Source organism: Paenibacillus sp. LK1 (assembly GCF_002750415.1).
GTDB classification, from domain to species: domain Bacteria; phylum Bacillota; class Bacilli; order Paenibacillales; family Paenibacillaceae; genus Paenibacillus; species Paenibacillus taichungensis.
The window spans coordinates 96,924-110,219 of sequence record NZ_PEII01000005.1; the positions used below are offsets into that span (position 1 = coordinate 96,924).

The window sequence follows — 13,296 nt, forward strand, 5'->3', positions numbered from 1 at the left end:
CTTTTTGATTGCTTTTAATGACGTTTATTTTTCATCAGCTAAATAATCATATATAACTGTTGGAGAAGGCAGTGAAAGCTCTGTGATGATATGGGAAGCCGAAACAACCTCAAGTACAGGCAAATCTGCCATCGGCGCAAGAGCATGAGCGAATAGCTCCAGTCTTGCAGGGCCTGACCAGGCACCTTGTATTTTAATATCCGTAATTTGGCTTCGGACCAATTCACAGATTCTTGGATATCCGTCATAACCAGGCATCTTTTTCAGCATATAATTTGGTTTAACAATCTCTTGTAGCGCCTCCGAATGATCAAGTGGAGAATGCTTATATCCCATGGTCGCGGTAGCCACTCTCAAAGAGCCATAATCCATAAGTCCAACCAATGTGTCGGAATCTACATACAAACTGGGGTTGCCCATTTTTTTAGGATAGGCACCTATCTCCCTGCCTGATGCGATTGCAGGAAAACTGTCTACGTACATGGCGTGGAGATAATCTCCTTCCTCCCCTTCAAAGCTCACAGGTATCACCTGACCACACTCTGTATAGGAACCAAGGCCTGTTACATCCGGCATTTTCATAATCTCAAACCTTACAAGCGGAGAGGTAACCTCCAATGGCTCCGGAACGATTTTTCTTATGCTTTCCAGATCAGTCCTATATAAAATGTTCAGATATTCGCGATTATAAAAACGATATGGCCCCAAAGGAAATGCCCCTGCATCCAGCGGAGTTGTAAATTGCTTAACCACTTCTTCCTTTCTCATCTGAACGACACCTTCCGATCTCTAATTTCTTCATTCTGTTGTCTGATTTCTCTATCGAAATGATGATTACAAAACCCATTTTACATCTCAATTTACATTTAATCTAATACATGATAATATATAAACTCATTTATTATAATAAATATAAGAGGTGCACTATAGTGGAGCTGCTTCAGTTGAAATATTTTCAGACCGTCGCTTATACAGAACATATTTCTAAGGCTGCCGAACAATTAAATATTGCTCAGCCTTCTTTAAGCCTGACGATAAAGAGACTTGAGGATGAGTTGGGTACAACCTTATTTGATCGGAAAGGAAGAAATATTCAATTGAATGCTTCCGGAAAAATCCTCTTGAACCATGTCAACAGGATCTTCACCGAAATTGAAAATGCAAGAATGGAAATACAGACGAAGGATATGGCAATTGACCATACCGTCAAAATATCGATTTCAAATCCTAGATTCCTATCTGAATTGATCAGCAGGTACATTACCCAGTGGCCGGATACCAATATACAACAAGGACTCGGAGCTAGAAATGACATCCTTGCAAGCTTAAAAAAAGGGGATATTGATTTGGGGATCGCAGGTCCACCTATAGCGGACGATGAGATTGAAAGTTGTGTCCTTATTAATGAAGATATCGTGCTAGTTTTACCATCCACTCACAAGTTTGCGACAAAATCTGAAATTTCGCTAAGCAAAGTGGCCGATGAATCTTTTATTTCCCTTGCTAATAATGAGGAATATAGCTTCTTTACAACCGAGCTTTGCAAAAAAGCAGGATTCACTCCCAAGAATATATTCGAGGTAGATTCTCATTTACTGGCGGAAATTATTAAGGTTAATCAGGGTATTGCGCTGCTCCCAATTTCGGTCTGTAGAAAATTGGATTTGATTTACGTCAGAATTGTGGATATTAATCCTACCTATCCAGTGGGACTATCTTGGGTGAAGGATAGACATTTGACTTCTTCGGCCCAAAATTTCCGGGACTTTATTATTGCATATTTTAATGATCATTACGCATTGTACAAAGTTTGAAAAACTACACATTCGGAGCATTCTGTGACTTTATGTGACTTGAAATTAGTCATTGTTTTTCATCTATAGTGCTGTAATATATCATTCACTGATTGCTCAGGTGACTGCTCCGAACTGTCCAGCCAAAATCCCATTTGAGGCGTTTCCTTCAAAAAGTCTGAATACAAATTCTCTACCGTAAAGCCAGTGTACCCTACCTTTCCTCTTGACTTTTCACGCTCTTTTACCACCTCTACCTTAGGACACAGCACAACTAACTGAACCGGATAATCCTTTAGCTGCTCCATCATATAGACTAATTCCGCACCATAGTAATTATCCTGCAAAACTACAGAAAAACCATTCTCATAATAGGTTTTTGCGGCATTTGCGGCTAACTGATAACGCAAATATAATTGACGGACTGCTTCATCCGACGGTTCAGCGGACATGTCTTCGCGGCCGGATACAATCATGCGACGGAATATATCACCACGCAGATGCACGGCTTTTCCCAGCTTGGAAGCCAGCAGCTCCGACACTGTTGACTTACCAGAAGCCATTACGCCTGTAATTAAGTAGATCGCTTTTTCCATAACTAAGTACCTCCTTCTTTTCATAAAAAGAAACAACCCTATACAAAGCAGAAACACTCAACATAAATAAGAATGAGCTCTTAGGAATATTTATTTAACATAGCATTTAGAAACTCTCGAAACTCTTCAACATATGCTTTAGGTTCTATGATTTCCAAATCCGTCCCGAAACCAGCTAAAAACCGAAATCCAAAGTGGTTTTGTGGCATATCTATTTCGGCTATAAGGAGTTCAGAATTGTAAGCTTCAATCCTTTTGTGACCGTACCTTTCAATAAATTGATCTTTTATTCGATGTGAGATCAATACTTTAATTGTAATTAGTTTGGGTTGATAATATTGCTCTGTTTTCTGTTCAGTCATATAATCTCTAGCAACAAATGTTTTAATATCGATATTCAGATTATCCGTTCTGGACAATTTAAAAGTTCGATATTCCATTCGATCTAAACAAAACCCCTTCAAATACCAACTCATTTCACTAAAACGAAGCTGGTATGGCTCGACCCGTCTCTGCGACTTGACTCCACTTTGATCTATATAATCGAATGTAAGTAACCTTCCTTGCTCTATTGCTTCCTGGCAGGTCTTTAAGATTTGGACAATTTCAGGACGACCATCCCAATTATAAAAAGACAGTTGAATTGTACCTCCTGAAATCGTTGAACCTATCATCGATTCAATCTTTTTAAGCGTTGATTCTATTTCGTCACTAAAGAGAATTTTTCCCAATCCACCCAGTGCAGTTAGTATATTTTCTAAATCTTTGCTACTTAAAAGTCGTTTGTCTATTTTGTATTCATCCATAATCCCGTATCCACCGTTCACTCCATTTATAGCATAAATGGGAATGTTAGATAATCCGAGTGTTTCCATATCACGTAGAATCGTCCTTTTGGACACATTGAATAATTTCGCAAATTCGGTGGCTGATACCACATTCTTTTGCAACAAGATCATTATGATCGATATTAATCTTTCAATTTTGTTCATGATAGTCCTCTTTAGGTAAATAAATTTTGAACGTAGCTATAATAGGTGACAATCTAGCTGTCACCTATTATAGCTTACACTTCATGTATTACAAGAAGGAGGTTTTATCATGTCAGTTATTGCATATTTAAATTTTGATGGGAACACTGAGCAAGCCATCGCGTTTTATTCAGAAGCTTTAAACGCAAGTGAGGTAAAAAAAGTGAAATTCAAGGATTTTCCACAAGATCCAAACTATCCTTTACCAGAAAATGAGTTAAATATGATTATGGAGTCATCGTTAGAATTCGCTGGTGGGAAAATAATGATGTCGGATCTTCTTCCTTCGATGAAGAATGTAACGGGTGAGCTGGTTAAAGGCAACAATATAATCATTAGTATCATTATTGATGATAAACAGGCAATGAAAAACTACTTTACTAATTTGTCTGAAGGCGGCTATGTGATCATGCCATTATCAGAGATGCCTTGGTCTTCCTGCTTCGGAATGTTGGTTGATAAATTTGGTATCGTTTGGAAGTTTAATAGCGACGCTTACACATTCCTGGATAGCGTAATTTCTAATGCTACTTAATGAACTGCTTCCAGCAAAGTCAAAAAGCGAATTGAGATCTTGGTTTCAAGAACATTACCTGACTGAAAATTCTTGCTGGATCGTTGTGAGTATGAAATCAACACCAGGTACACTGTTGTATCTGGATGCTGTTGAAGAAGCTTTGTGTTTTGGATGGATTGATGGACAAAAAAAGAAAATTTCCGAGACTCAATTAGCTCAAAGACTATCTCCGAGAAGTAAAAAAAGTTCGTGGACTGAATTGAATAAAGAACGAGCCCGTCGCCTTGAATCGTTGGGATTAATGACAGATGAAGGTCGAAAGGCTCTCCCTGATCTCAGTTACGAATCATTTAAAATTGACCCTATTATTGAGCAGAGGTTAAAAGAGGACACGGATGTGTATCAGAATTTTGCGGCATTCCCAGATCTTTATAAAAGAATTCGAATCGACACCATCCAAAGCTATAAAAATCAACCTGAGTTATTTAACAAAAGATTAGATAAATTTATAACAAACACCAAACAAAATAAAATGTATGGTAATTGGAATGACAATGGACGCCTTTATGACCAAAACACCTCACCTTGAATATTCAAGGTGAGGTGTTTCATGATAGAAAGTAACATTGATCTAAATTGGAATTTAAATATTTCAATTATCATTAGAAATTTTATCAGTCAAAAAAATCCGATTGGTGGAGTTGCTTTATTGGATTTGTTGAGTCAAACTCCATGATTATTACTTGCCCAGGCTGTTCCAGAACGCTTGGAAGGCAGCTTTCTCGATTTCGAAGAATACCGGTACATTGCCATAACGCACCAGACCTTCCCCAAATAGGACTAATTGGACCTGCGTCTTATCTTCGAGCGTCAGGTAGATGATCTTGCGATCTTCCTGCCCGTATAGGCGCTCCTCCAGTTCAGGGCTTGTCGCTACCGGTTTGGCAGCGTATAGCCCTGAGATAAAGCTGTTCAGCGATTTGTCCGCTGCGAGCGGTTGCAGCTGCTGCAAGCCGTTGTTCCAGCTGGCGAAGGTCTCCCACTGCGCCGAAGTGACGTTGCCTTCGAGATGAAGCTTGCCGATCAGGTCTTCGCCGTTGCCGATAGTGATGCCGTTGCTCTGGTCAAACAGTTGGGCATACCCCTGACCATCGATCTCGGTGTAGGACATGATGCGGAATTTCGTGTCATAGCCGTTGACCGCATAGATGTCTGCTTCTCCAATGTTGGAGGCCAGCTCCGTGTACTCCCCCTTGTCGCTCAGCTCATGAATGCCCCCGGTCGTAGTACCGAGCTTCTCGCCTCGCAGGGCAAGCGCATCCGCACCGTCAAGTGATGTAGCAGACTGTGTATAGACATTGCCCTGATAAACCACCAGCTGAAGCATATCGGCTTTCACGCCATTCTTGGAATCCGGCAGCTCTGTCTTCGTAATCACCACCGGTTCGAATGATACACCCGGAGTGACCTGTGCCACCTGCGTCGCTGGCGCGGCTGGTCCGCTCACTTGCTGCCATATGCTTGGCGCCGCGAGTCCAACACTGGCAGCAATGACAACGCTCGCTGCAATGTATAGAGGTTTTCGCCGGCGCTTTTGTTCATGACGTTGTGTGTTCAAGGTTTGCTCTATCCGTTTTTTCATTTGGTCATTTGTTTTCATTTGGTCCACCGCTTTCTTATAATTTCGTTTGAATTGTTCCTCGTTCATTGGGGTTCTTCTCCTTCCAGCTCCAGTTTTAACAGCTGTCTTCCCCGCTTCAATCGCATCTTCACTGCAGACTCGCTGATCTGCAGAATCTCGCCGATTTCCCGGATCGGATAATCTTCGTAATAGTACAAATGAACCACCGATCTATACTTGACGGGCAGTGACAGCACGAGTTCAATCAGTGCCTGATCTTCGGGGTCGTCTGTCGTAAGGGGATCTGCTCCCTCCAGCTTGACCTCTCGTTTGCGCCAGCCTCTGCCTAATAAGGATTTACAATGATTGGTGATGACCCGGATCAACCATGCTTTCTGATGTTCTGCATCGTTGAACGTAGGGGCTTTTTCCATTAACTTGATGAAGGTATCCTGAGTGGCTTCCTCCGCGTCCTCTCTCCTGCCGAGGTGCACCATGGCAATCCGGAACAGCGTATCCGCGTAAGTCTCATAGACTTTCATCATATGATCTCCCCGTTGGGGCATTGATCGCTGCATGGTTGTTCTGCCCTCCTTTATATCTCTAACACTCTCAAGGACGGTATTTGGTCACATTTTGTTGTAAATTTAATATTTAGATATTTTTCAAACGAATGACCAGATCAACCTTTTGTTCTCAAGGACGGATATAGATTTGTAAAAAAAATAATAAAAAGCCGCTAAAATAGCGACTTTGACGATTAAAATCCGAGTGGGATTCATCATAGAGCGGTGCTTCTTTTCGCAAAGATTAAACTTACAGAAAATGTAGACAGACAAAAAAGCCGTCATAATGACGGCTTACACGATTTAACGCATCTATGGTAGTTACAGCAATAACAGAAAGCGTGTTAAATACTTCTATGGATCACACTTCTGGTCTCTGCTGCCTCAAAAATGGTCTCAATCAGTACAAGTACTCTGTGAACTTCATCATTCTTAATTGCAATTTCAGATTTCCCTTCGAGTACAGAGACAAAATTTTCATAGAAGCTTTGCTCCTCCAAGTCCGGCTTTTCTATCGCAAACTTTAGCGTGGACTGTTCGGACGGCGGTGCCATCGTTTTGGTCAATCCCTGTCCCGCTTGGATAGGTTTCGGCTCTATATGAGCAACATCCGGATTTCGAGTGATAATCTCTCCACTTAAATCCCAGTCCCTAATCACTGCTGTACCTTCCGTTCCTTTGAGATACCATCTCGGTAACTTCACATAATTGGTTGTTCCCACTTCAATAAGTGCTGTCAGGCCATCTTTAAACGTTATATAACTCGTAAAACCATCATCCACTTCAGTTCCCAAAATATAACTTAAATTAGCCGCAACACTTTCAATTTGACTATCTGTAATCTGTAGCAGTTGGTCCAGCAAATGCACGCCCCAATCCAGCAGCATACCTCCACCGTAATCCTTCAACTGGCGCCAATCGCCAGGGATGCCGTTGGCTCCTTGAACCCGGGATTCCAAATGGAACAGCTCTCCAAATTTCTTTTTATCGATGATGTCCTTGGCAGTCCGGAAATCTTCATCCCAGCGACGATTTTGATGGACCGTAAACACACGTTTCTCCTCGTTTGCTACCTTAACGATATCATTAAAATCCTTGCTGGTTATTGTAACCGGTTTTTCGCAAATCACATGTTTTCCAGCCTGCAGAGCTTGAATTGCTATTTCTTTATGAACATCATTAGGCGTAGCAATTAAAACGATATCCACCAGATCATCTGTTAGAACAGCATCCAGATTTGCGTATGTTTTATAGCCGGCTTCCTTTCCCAATTCCATTCGATATTCAACAGTATCGTATACCCCAATTACGGAAATCTGTGATACAGGCTCAATTAACTGGCAATGATAGCTGCCCATCCCTCCAAAGCCAACAATTGCTATATTATAAATTCGGTTATTCATCTTCATCGTCCTTTCCCTTATTGAATATGCCTACATGTTAGATTTCTCACAGCAAACTTTATGTAAAAAAATGAGTGGCTGCGACCTTGATTTATGCAAGATGTATAGCACCTCAACTTGTTTAATACCCTTATCATACAAGTCTCATAAAAGACTATCTTCCTATTTTCTTGCTGTTTTATTCCCGGATATTGTCATGCGATACTTTAAAGGCGATGTCCCCGTCGCTTCCTTGAAGAAGTGATGAAATGTCTTAACGCTATTGAATCCGGCTTGCTCTGCTATTTCGGTAATCGAATAGTTTTCATTGAGCAAAATCCATTTCGCTTTATTAAGTCGATATTCATTTAGAAAAGTTACAAAGGTCATTCCTGTATTTTTCTTGAAAAACTTAGTGAAATAATAAGGACTGAACCCTATATAGTCGGCAACGTCTTTTAGTATAATTGATTCCTGGTAATGGCTTTCTACATATTCAAAAATTCGTTCCAGCTTTAATAGCATTTCTTTGGTCGGAGTCAGGATATTTTCCGAGATTTGGGGTCGATGTTTCTCACTCCCCCTTGGTACTTCTCTTAGAATAAAAGTCAACATTTCATAAAGTTTGGCCTTGATCATATATGCATAGCCCTCTTTGCGCTCGTAATCTTCTGTGCTTATGTTTTGCAGAAGAGGAAGAAGCTTGGTTGCCGTTTCACGAGGCCAGTTCCTGCTAGATTGCTCTATTTGAGTAAAAATGTCACGAAGCGATCGATCATCGTAAATTAGTGTGGATACGTCTTGGAACAGGCTCAGATCAAATTGAATAACAATTCGCTCACTATCAGGCGATGACAAAAAAAAGTGGACGTCACCGCCATTAATGAATTGGACTTCCCCCTGCTTCAGACGGATTACATTGTCATTCAACCCCAAATCCAGGCTTCCCTGGGTAACATAAATAATTTCAATTTCCTTATGCCAGTGAGGATAACAGAGCACATCCCCTTTGTGAATAAAGCTTCGAAATGGGAGTCGTTTGTCAAGTTCCGGGATCTCCAGATATAAACTCATGTACGCTAGCTGTCCTCCTTATATGTGTTGCATTCAATATATATTATGTAACCGTTTTTACAAAAACCTCCTATGCAAATTCCTTATTTTCATCCTCTGTAGATCCAATAATAATTCAAAAGGATATGTTTATAAACGTTTTTCTCATAACAATTGTTGCTAAATAATCTTGCCTCATCCATTCGATTTTGAAGGTAACAGTGCAAGATTAACAACAAACCTTTTTTCAAAAACCGCACATTCGATATCCGGATGTACGGTTTTGTTTACATTCTAATTCCCTTGTTCCTGTATCACCTGTTCAATTCCCGACAAAATCAGCTTCAAGCCGAACTCAAACGCTCCGTCGCTCCCCATCATCTCAAACAGCCCGCTCTTGTGCATTCTTCGGAACAACCCTGCTTCTGTCTCGCTCATGGAGTCCAAGAGCTGAATCATCTCCCCGCCCGGAAGCTCTCCCTGATCCTTAATCATTACGGATACTGTGCGCTGGTGCTCATAATTATCCAGAACAAAGAAGAAAACATAGTTCACAAGCGTAAGAACGGCTTGCAATTTCTGCTCTTGCTCAAGTGGCGTCGATTCCATGCAGAGAAGCATACGGTTGGTGAAGCGAATCATGTCCGGCTCATGTGGCAGCGTCTGCATCATAAGCTGCGTGGAGCAGGGATAACGGCGGAGTACACTCCGTATCGATATCGCAAGGCCCTCCATTTGCACCTTCCAGTCCCCATCGGATTGGAATTCGTTTAGGATCATTTTCGATATCTGGTTGGCCAGATGCTGGTAGAGATGCTGCTTGCTCTTAAAGTACCAGTACAGAGAAGGAGCCTGAATACCCAGCCGATCGGCCAATCGCCTCATACTGAATTTCTCAATACCTTCATGCCCAAGAAGCTCCCAAGAGGCTTCCAAAATCTTATCCTCCGAAATCTGAGGCTGTTGTTTTTTCATCCGTATCCGCCCTTTTATCTAACAGTGTAAGATTATGCTTTACAGGTTCATAAGTTCATGATACCATCTAACACTGTAAGGCACAAACTAACACTGTTAGATTGAAAGCTGGAATAGCATTTGAATTCCAAATCATTTCAAAAAATAAATGAAGAAAGTAGTGACTCACACATGGATGCAGAAAACCTCCATTATTTTGAAAAAGCACCGATCGCAAAAGCCGTAGCTCACTTCGCTGTACCGATGATGTTAGGTACGTCGATGAGTGTCATCTATTCTATCCTGAACGCCTTTTTCCTTGGTACATTGGGCAATACTGCCATGTTAACCGCACTTGCGCTAACCTTGCCATTATTCGCAGTGATTATGGCGCTCGGCAACTTGATTGGTATGGGTAGCGGTACATTCATCTCTCGTTTGTTAGGAGAAAAAAGATATGAGGATCTAAAACATGTTTCTTCATTCGCCTTTTACAGCAGTTTAGTTCTTGGACTTATCGTAATGGCCATCGGCCTCCCGCTGATCGACCCAATTGTTCATAGCCTGGGAGCAACGCCTGAATCCTTCGGATTTACTAAAGACTATGTCACGATTATGCTTATCGGTTCACCTTTCGTCATATTATTCTTCACGCTGGAGAACATCGTGCGCTCAGAGGGTGCAGCAATCACATCCATGATCGGTATGATTCTCAGTGTGGTTGTAAATATTATTCTTGATGCGATTGTCATCTTCATTTTCCATTGGGGTATAATCGGCGTTGCTTCTGCAACGGTCATTTCTAACTTGGTTGCCAGTGTTTTTTACGCATTCCATATGGGGTATAAAAGCCAATTCTTGACTGTCTCCGTAAAATGGTTCAAGGCTTCCAAGGAAATTATGAGTAATGTTTTCAAAATCGGAGTTCCCGTCTTTATCATGAGTATCTTCTTGGGTGCAATGTCGCTCATTTTGAACCATTTTCTTGTCGAATATGGAGATCAGGCCATAGCGGGGTACGGAATTTCATCACGCTTGTTGCAATTTCCTGAGTTTATTCTGATGGGCTTATGTGAAGGAGTTGTGCCATTGATTGCCTTCTCTTTTACAGCGAATAAATTACGCATGAAGCATACCATTGGATTTACGATCAAAGCGATTTTGGCGTTAGCTGTTGTGTTCGGCGTTGTCGTCTATTTGATTTCCGACCACTTAATTGGTTTATTTACGAATGACCCGCAATTAATTGAAATGGGTAGCTACATTCTGCATGTGACGTTCCTATCCTTGTTCATTACAGGAATGACCTCGTTGTTTGTGGGGATCTTCCAAGCAACTGCGCAAGGAACGGCCGCGTTTGTTATGTCAGTCATTCAAGGAATTACTCTGATTCCTGTACTCTATATCGCGAACCGATTGAATGGCTTCCACGGGGTTGTATGGTCACTCGTCATTGCGGATGTCGTCGCGTTTCTTGTTGGAGCCATCATGCTGTATATTCTTCGTAACAAATTGCAACCAGATCTAGAGAATCTAGTGCATTAGAAAATAGTTAATACGCTTTCCACCTAATCAACGAAATACTAATCAAAATAAGAAAACCGTTCCTCTTATATAGGAACGGTTTCTTTTTTATGTGTTTTTATTCAATTATGCTGCAATCGGCAAGAATCTCTGGTTTATAACGCATGCTGTCCGATTCTGTGATGGGGCGAATGACTCTGCAGGGTACACCCGCTGCAAAAGATCCTTCAGGGATATCTTGGGTCACTACACTTCCAGCACCAATGACGCATCCGTCGCCAATGGTAACACCGCCGCATACGGTGACGTTAGCCGAAATCCAAACATCATTTCCGATGGTGACAGGTTTAGCATAACAGAGCGACTTAGGTTCCCCGTTTTGGTCCAGCATTTGTCGACGTTCTGAAGCAATGAATGGGTGAACCGGTGTAACAATGGTCACATTAGGTCCAAAGCTGACGTGATCACCAATGGTAACCTTAGCATCATCCTGGACGGTCAGATTGTAGTTCGCAAAAAAATGGTTACCGATTTCTGTGTGAACGCCATAATGAAAGAAAATGGGGCCTTGTATAAAACAACGCTCTCCTTTTCGACCCAGAATCTGCATGAGTAATGCTTCGCGTTCTTCCGTTTGATCCTCAAAAGTACGACTATATTGACTACTAAGATTGTGAGAGCGAAGCTTAATCGCCTTAAGGTCATGATGGCCCGGGCTAAATAAGATCCCATTAAAAATTCGTTCTTCTTCAGTCATGTTATCAACTCCTGTTATAAATACTTCGATACATGAAACCATCAAACTGCTAAGATAAATAATAAAACACACTTTATACAATATCTTTATAATGAATATTTATAAAGTGTACAAAAAGCATCCTACGAAATCCACTACAAATCAAGTGTATTTATCCACACCATTTCTGTCAATGAATACTCGGAGGCTTTTCGTTCTTCCAACAACGTTTATTTCCCTACAAACTGATTCCCTTTTCGTTTCGTACTTTATCCGGTGTTACATCATTTCCATCTGGATCGAGTATGGTAAGCACTGAGAAAGTGTTTAGAACTTGCCCACGAATTTCCCGTAAATAGTCTTCTCGTAATACTTGTTGTTCAACTCGTTCCGCATTGGTCAAACCTTCTTCACGCTCTTTTTTCGCCAATTCATTAATGCGACCTAAATGTTTAATCATCCTTTTCCTCTCCTTCTTTACAATGAATCTTACTGGTAGTCTAGCACCGAAATGCATACAATGCACCTATTTATTAGATAACGCCGGAAAATATGGAACCACTTCCTCCCCTAATTCTTGAATCACCTCGTCAACCGGACGTGTTCCATATTTCAAGTTAAATGCAAGATGATTCACACCGATTCCTTTTAAAGCATTGAGGTATTCAATTAAAAATTTATATCCGCTCCTAAACCCTAAGTGAATAGGAGTTGGATCTTCATCTGGATTTTCTGATAAATCGATATATAACGACTGATTAAAAGGCTTAAATTCATCCGTTAATGTACGCCATTGTTGAATAAGTGATGCTTGATCAATGATATTTCGTGGGTAATACAGCCAGCCATCACTGTGTTTTGCTATCCATTCCGGTGTCTGCGAAGAATGGCCTGTTACCAAAATAGGAATATCCTTTAATTCCGGTTTGGGTAATAAATCGCCACCCTGAAGGTTAAGGCTTGGTGAATGAATTACCGGGAAATCTTCATTCCAGACTTTTCTCATGACTTGCAAAGATTCTTGAAATAATTCACCACGTTGTTCTCGGTCCACTGAAAATGCCGAAAACTCGCTAGGACGATCCCCCGTAGCAACGCCCAGCACAAGACGTTTTCCGGAAATTCGATCAACAGAAGCTGCTGCTTTTGCTACATGCAACGGATGGCGTAGTGTGGTGATCATACTTCCGGTACCCAATGAAATCTTTTTCGTATGAGCTGCCAAGTAACCAAGAAAAACCCATGGATCATATATTTGTCCCACATCCCCAAAGCTTGGAACATTTAAAGGAACATCTCTAACGAATAAGGAAGCAAAGCGCGCTTCTTCTGCCTTTTTCGCCAATTGCATTTGTTGCTCTAACTGCATCTCCGGGATACTACCCTTATAAGACTCTATCGGAAAATATATCCCGAGCGTAAGTTGCTCTTCTTTAAACATGTTTGTATAGCCCAGATGTGATTCAAATTTATTCATTTCCTGACCTCCGCATAAATATCCAATATTCAGTTGCAAAGGCAAT

At 41.2% G+C, this 13,296-nt stretch carries 16 protein-coding genes; 5 read left to right on the forward strand and 11 right to left on the reverse strand.

Annotated features, from left to right (window positions below):
- Positions 1–24 precede the first annotated feature (24 nt).
- Positions 25–768, reverse strand: a complete 744-nt coding sequence (locus tag CS562_RS12655) for an acetoacetate decarboxylase (RefSeq protein WP_099856093.1) — start codon at positions 766–768, stop codon at positions 25–27.
- 161 nt (positions 769–929) lie between these two features.
- Between CS562_RS12655 and CS562_RS12660 the strand changes: the two genes are divergently transcribed.
- Positions 930–1,814 (forward strand): LysR family transcriptional regulator, encoded by an 885-nt coding sequence (locus CS562_RS12660; protein WP_099856095.1) that lies wholly within the window; start codon positions 930–932, stop codon positions 1,812–1,814.
- A gap of 59 nt (positions 1,815–1,873) precedes the next feature.
- Here CS562_RS12660 and CS562_RS12665 read toward each other — a convergent pair whose 3' ends face one another.
- Positions 1,874–2,389, reverse strand: coding sequence for an AAA family ATPase (locus CS562_RS12665; RefSeq protein ID WP_076289262.1), 516 nt, complete (start codon positions 2,387–2,389; stop codon positions 1,874–1,876).
- An 80-nt stretch (positions 2,390–2,469) separates the two neighbouring features.
- Entirely contained in the window at positions 2,470–3,381 is a 912-nt protein-coding gene (locus CS562_RS12670; protein WP_099856096.1) for a helix-turn-helix transcriptional regulator, read from the reverse strand.
- Between the two features lie 109 nt (positions 3,382–3,490).
- Here CS562_RS12670 and CS562_RS12675 point away from each other — a divergent pair, with 109 nt between their 5' ends.
- Genes CS562_RS12675 through CS562_RS33415 form a run of 3 tightly spaced genes read left to right on the forward strand, consistent with a single transcriptional unit; the run spans position 3,491 to position 4,673 of the window.
- Positions 3,491–3,955 carry a VOC family protein gene (locus tag CS562_RS12675; RefSeq protein ID WP_076289260.1) on the forward strand — a complete coding sequence of 155 codons (465 nt, stop codon included), beginning with the start codon at positions 3,491–3,493 and terminating at the stop codon, positions 3,953–3,955.
- Positions 3,945–4,526, forward strand: a complete 582-nt coding sequence (locus CS562_RS12680; RefSeq protein ID WP_099856098.1) for a YdeI/OmpD-associated family protein — start codon at positions 3,945–3,947, stop codon at positions 4,524–4,526. Before CS562_RS12675 ends, CS562_RS12680 begins: the two co-directional genes overlap by 11 nt.
- A gap of 21 nt (positions 4,527–4,547) precedes the next feature.
- Complete coding sequence (locus tag CS562_RS33415; protein ID WP_257219471.1) at positions 4,548–4,673, forward strand: hypothetical protein; 126 nt, start codon at positions 4,548–4,550, stop codon at positions 4,671–4,673.
- 3 nt (positions 4,674–4,676) lie between these two features.
- Here CS562_RS33415 and CS562_RS12685 read toward each other — a convergent pair whose 3' ends face one another.
- From CS562_RS12685 to CS562_RS12705, 5 genes are all read right to left on the reverse strand, one after another.
- Positions 4,677–5,645, reverse strand: coding sequence for a hypothetical protein (locus CS562_RS12685; protein ID WP_099856099.1), 969 nt, complete (start codon positions 5,643–5,645; stop codon positions 4,677–4,679).
- The gene (locus CS562_RS12690; protein ID WP_076289255.1) at positions 5,642–6,136 is read right to left on the reverse strand and encodes an RNA polymerase sigma factor; all 495 of its coding nucleotides are present in this window, start codon (positions 6,134–6,136) and stop codon (positions 5,642–5,644) included. The genes CS562_RS12685 and CS562_RS12690 overlap by 4 nt, the downstream gene beginning before the upstream one ends.
- Before the next feature lie 332 nt (positions 6,137–6,468).
- On the reverse strand, positions 6,469–7,533 hold the full coding sequence (locus CS562_RS12695) for a Gfo/Idh/MocA family protein (protein WP_076289254.1): 1,065 nt from the start codon (positions 7,531–7,533) through the stop codon (positions 6,469–6,471).
- 156 nt (positions 7,534–7,689) lie between these two features.
- Positions 7,690–8,580, reverse strand: coding sequence for an AraC family transcriptional regulator (locus CS562_RS12700; RefSeq protein WP_099856101.1), 891 nt, complete (start codon positions 8,578–8,580; stop codon positions 7,690–7,692).
- Between the two features lie 273 nt (positions 8,581–8,853).
- Complete coding sequence (locus CS562_RS12705) at positions 8,854–9,534, reverse strand: TetR/AcrR family transcriptional regulator (protein ID WP_076289252.1); 681 nt, start codon at positions 9,532–9,534, stop codon at positions 8,854–8,856.
- A 171-nt stretch (positions 9,535–9,705) separates the two neighbouring features.
- Between CS562_RS12705 and CS562_RS12710 the strand changes: the two genes are divergently transcribed.
- The gene (locus CS562_RS12710; protein WP_099856103.1) at positions 9,706–11,058 is read left to right on the forward strand and encodes an MATE family efflux transporter; all 1,353 of its coding nucleotides are present in this window, start codon (positions 9,706–9,708) and stop codon (positions 11,056–11,058) included.
- 97 nt (positions 11,059–11,155) lie between these two features.
- Here CS562_RS12710 and CS562_RS12715 read toward each other — a convergent pair whose 3' ends face one another.
- The 3 genes from CS562_RS12715 to CS562_RS12725 form a co-directional block, all read right to left on the reverse strand.
- Positions 11,156–11,794, reverse strand: a complete 639-nt coding sequence (locus tag CS562_RS12715) for a sugar O-acetyltransferase (protein ID WP_099856105.1) — start codon at positions 11,792–11,794, stop codon at positions 11,156–11,158.
- A 217-nt stretch (positions 11,795–12,011) separates the two neighbouring features.
- The gene (locus CS562_RS12720; protein ID WP_076289250.1) at positions 12,012–12,233 is read right to left on the reverse strand and encodes a DUF896 domain-containing protein; all 222 of its coding nucleotides are present in this window, start codon (positions 12,231–12,233) and stop codon (positions 12,012–12,014) included.
- Positions 12,234–12,299: 66 nt separating this feature from the next.
- Positions 12,300–13,250, reverse strand: a complete 951-nt coding sequence (locus CS562_RS12725; protein WP_076289249.1) for an LLM class oxidoreductase — start codon at positions 13,248–13,250, stop codon at positions 12,300–12,302.
- Between the last annotated feature and the right edge of the window lie 46 nt (positions 13,251–13,296).

Excerpts from the sequence above, each read along its gene's own strand:
- CS562_RS12715 (WP_099856105.1), bottom strand. The coding sequence starts at position 11,794 with ATGACTGAAGAAGAACGAATTTTTAATGGGATCTTATTTAGCCCGGGC.
- CS562_RS12675 (WP_076289260.1), top strand. The coding sequence starts at position 3,491 with ATGTCAGTTATTGCATATTTAAATTTTGATGGGAACACTGAGCAAGCC.
- CS562_RS12685 (WP_099856099.1), bottom strand. The coding sequence starts at position 5,645 with ATGAACGAGGAACAATTCAAACGAAATTATAAGAAAGCGGTGGACCAA.
- CS562_RS12655 (WP_099856093.1), bottom strand. The coding sequence starts at position 768 with ATGAGAAAGGAAGAAGTGGTTAAGCAATTTACAACTCCGCTGGATGCA.
- CS562_RS12705 (WP_076289252.1), bottom strand. The coding sequence starts at position 9,534 with ATGAAAAAACAACAGCCTCAGATTTCGGAGGATAAGATTTTGGAAGCC.
- CS562_RS12720 (WP_076289250.1), bottom strand. The coding sequence starts at position 12,233 with ATGATTAAACATTTAGGTCGCATTAATGAATTGGCGAAAAAAGAGCGT.
- CS562_RS33415 (WP_257219471.1), top strand. The coding sequence starts at position 4,548 with ATGATAGAAAGTAACATTGATCTAAATTGGAATTTAAATATTTCAATT.
- CS562_RS12665 (WP_076289262.1), bottom strand. The coding sequence starts at position 2,389 with ATGGAAAAAGCGATCTACTTAATTACAGGCGTAATGGCTTCTGGTAAG.
- CS562_RS12690 (WP_076289255.1), bottom strand. The coding sequence starts at position 6,136 with ATGCAGCGATCAATGCCCCAACGGGGAGATCATATGATGAAAGTCTAT.
- CS562_RS12670 (WP_099856096.1), bottom strand. The coding sequence starts at position 3,381 with ATGAACAAAATTGAAAGATTAATATCGATCATAATGATCTTGTTGCAA.
- CS562_RS12680 (WP_099856098.1), top strand. The coding sequence starts at position 3,945 with ATGCTACTTAATGAACTGCTTCCAGCAAAGTCAAAAAGCGAATTGAGA.
- CS562_RS12710 (WP_099856103.1), top strand. The coding sequence starts at position 9,706 with ATGGATGCAGAAAACCTCCATTATTTTGAAAAAGCACCGATCGCAAAA.
- CS562_RS12725 (WP_076289249.1), bottom strand. The coding sequence starts at position 13,250 with ATGAATAAATTTGAATCACATCTGGGCTATACAAACATGTTTAAAGAA.
- CS562_RS12695 (WP_076289254.1), bottom strand. The coding sequence starts at position 7,533 with ATGAAGATGAATAACCGAATTTATAATATAGCAATTGTTGGCTTTGGA.
- CS562_RS12700 (WP_099856101.1), bottom strand. The coding sequence starts at position 8,580 with ATGAGTTTATATCTGGAGATCCCGGAACTTGACAAACGACTCCCATTT.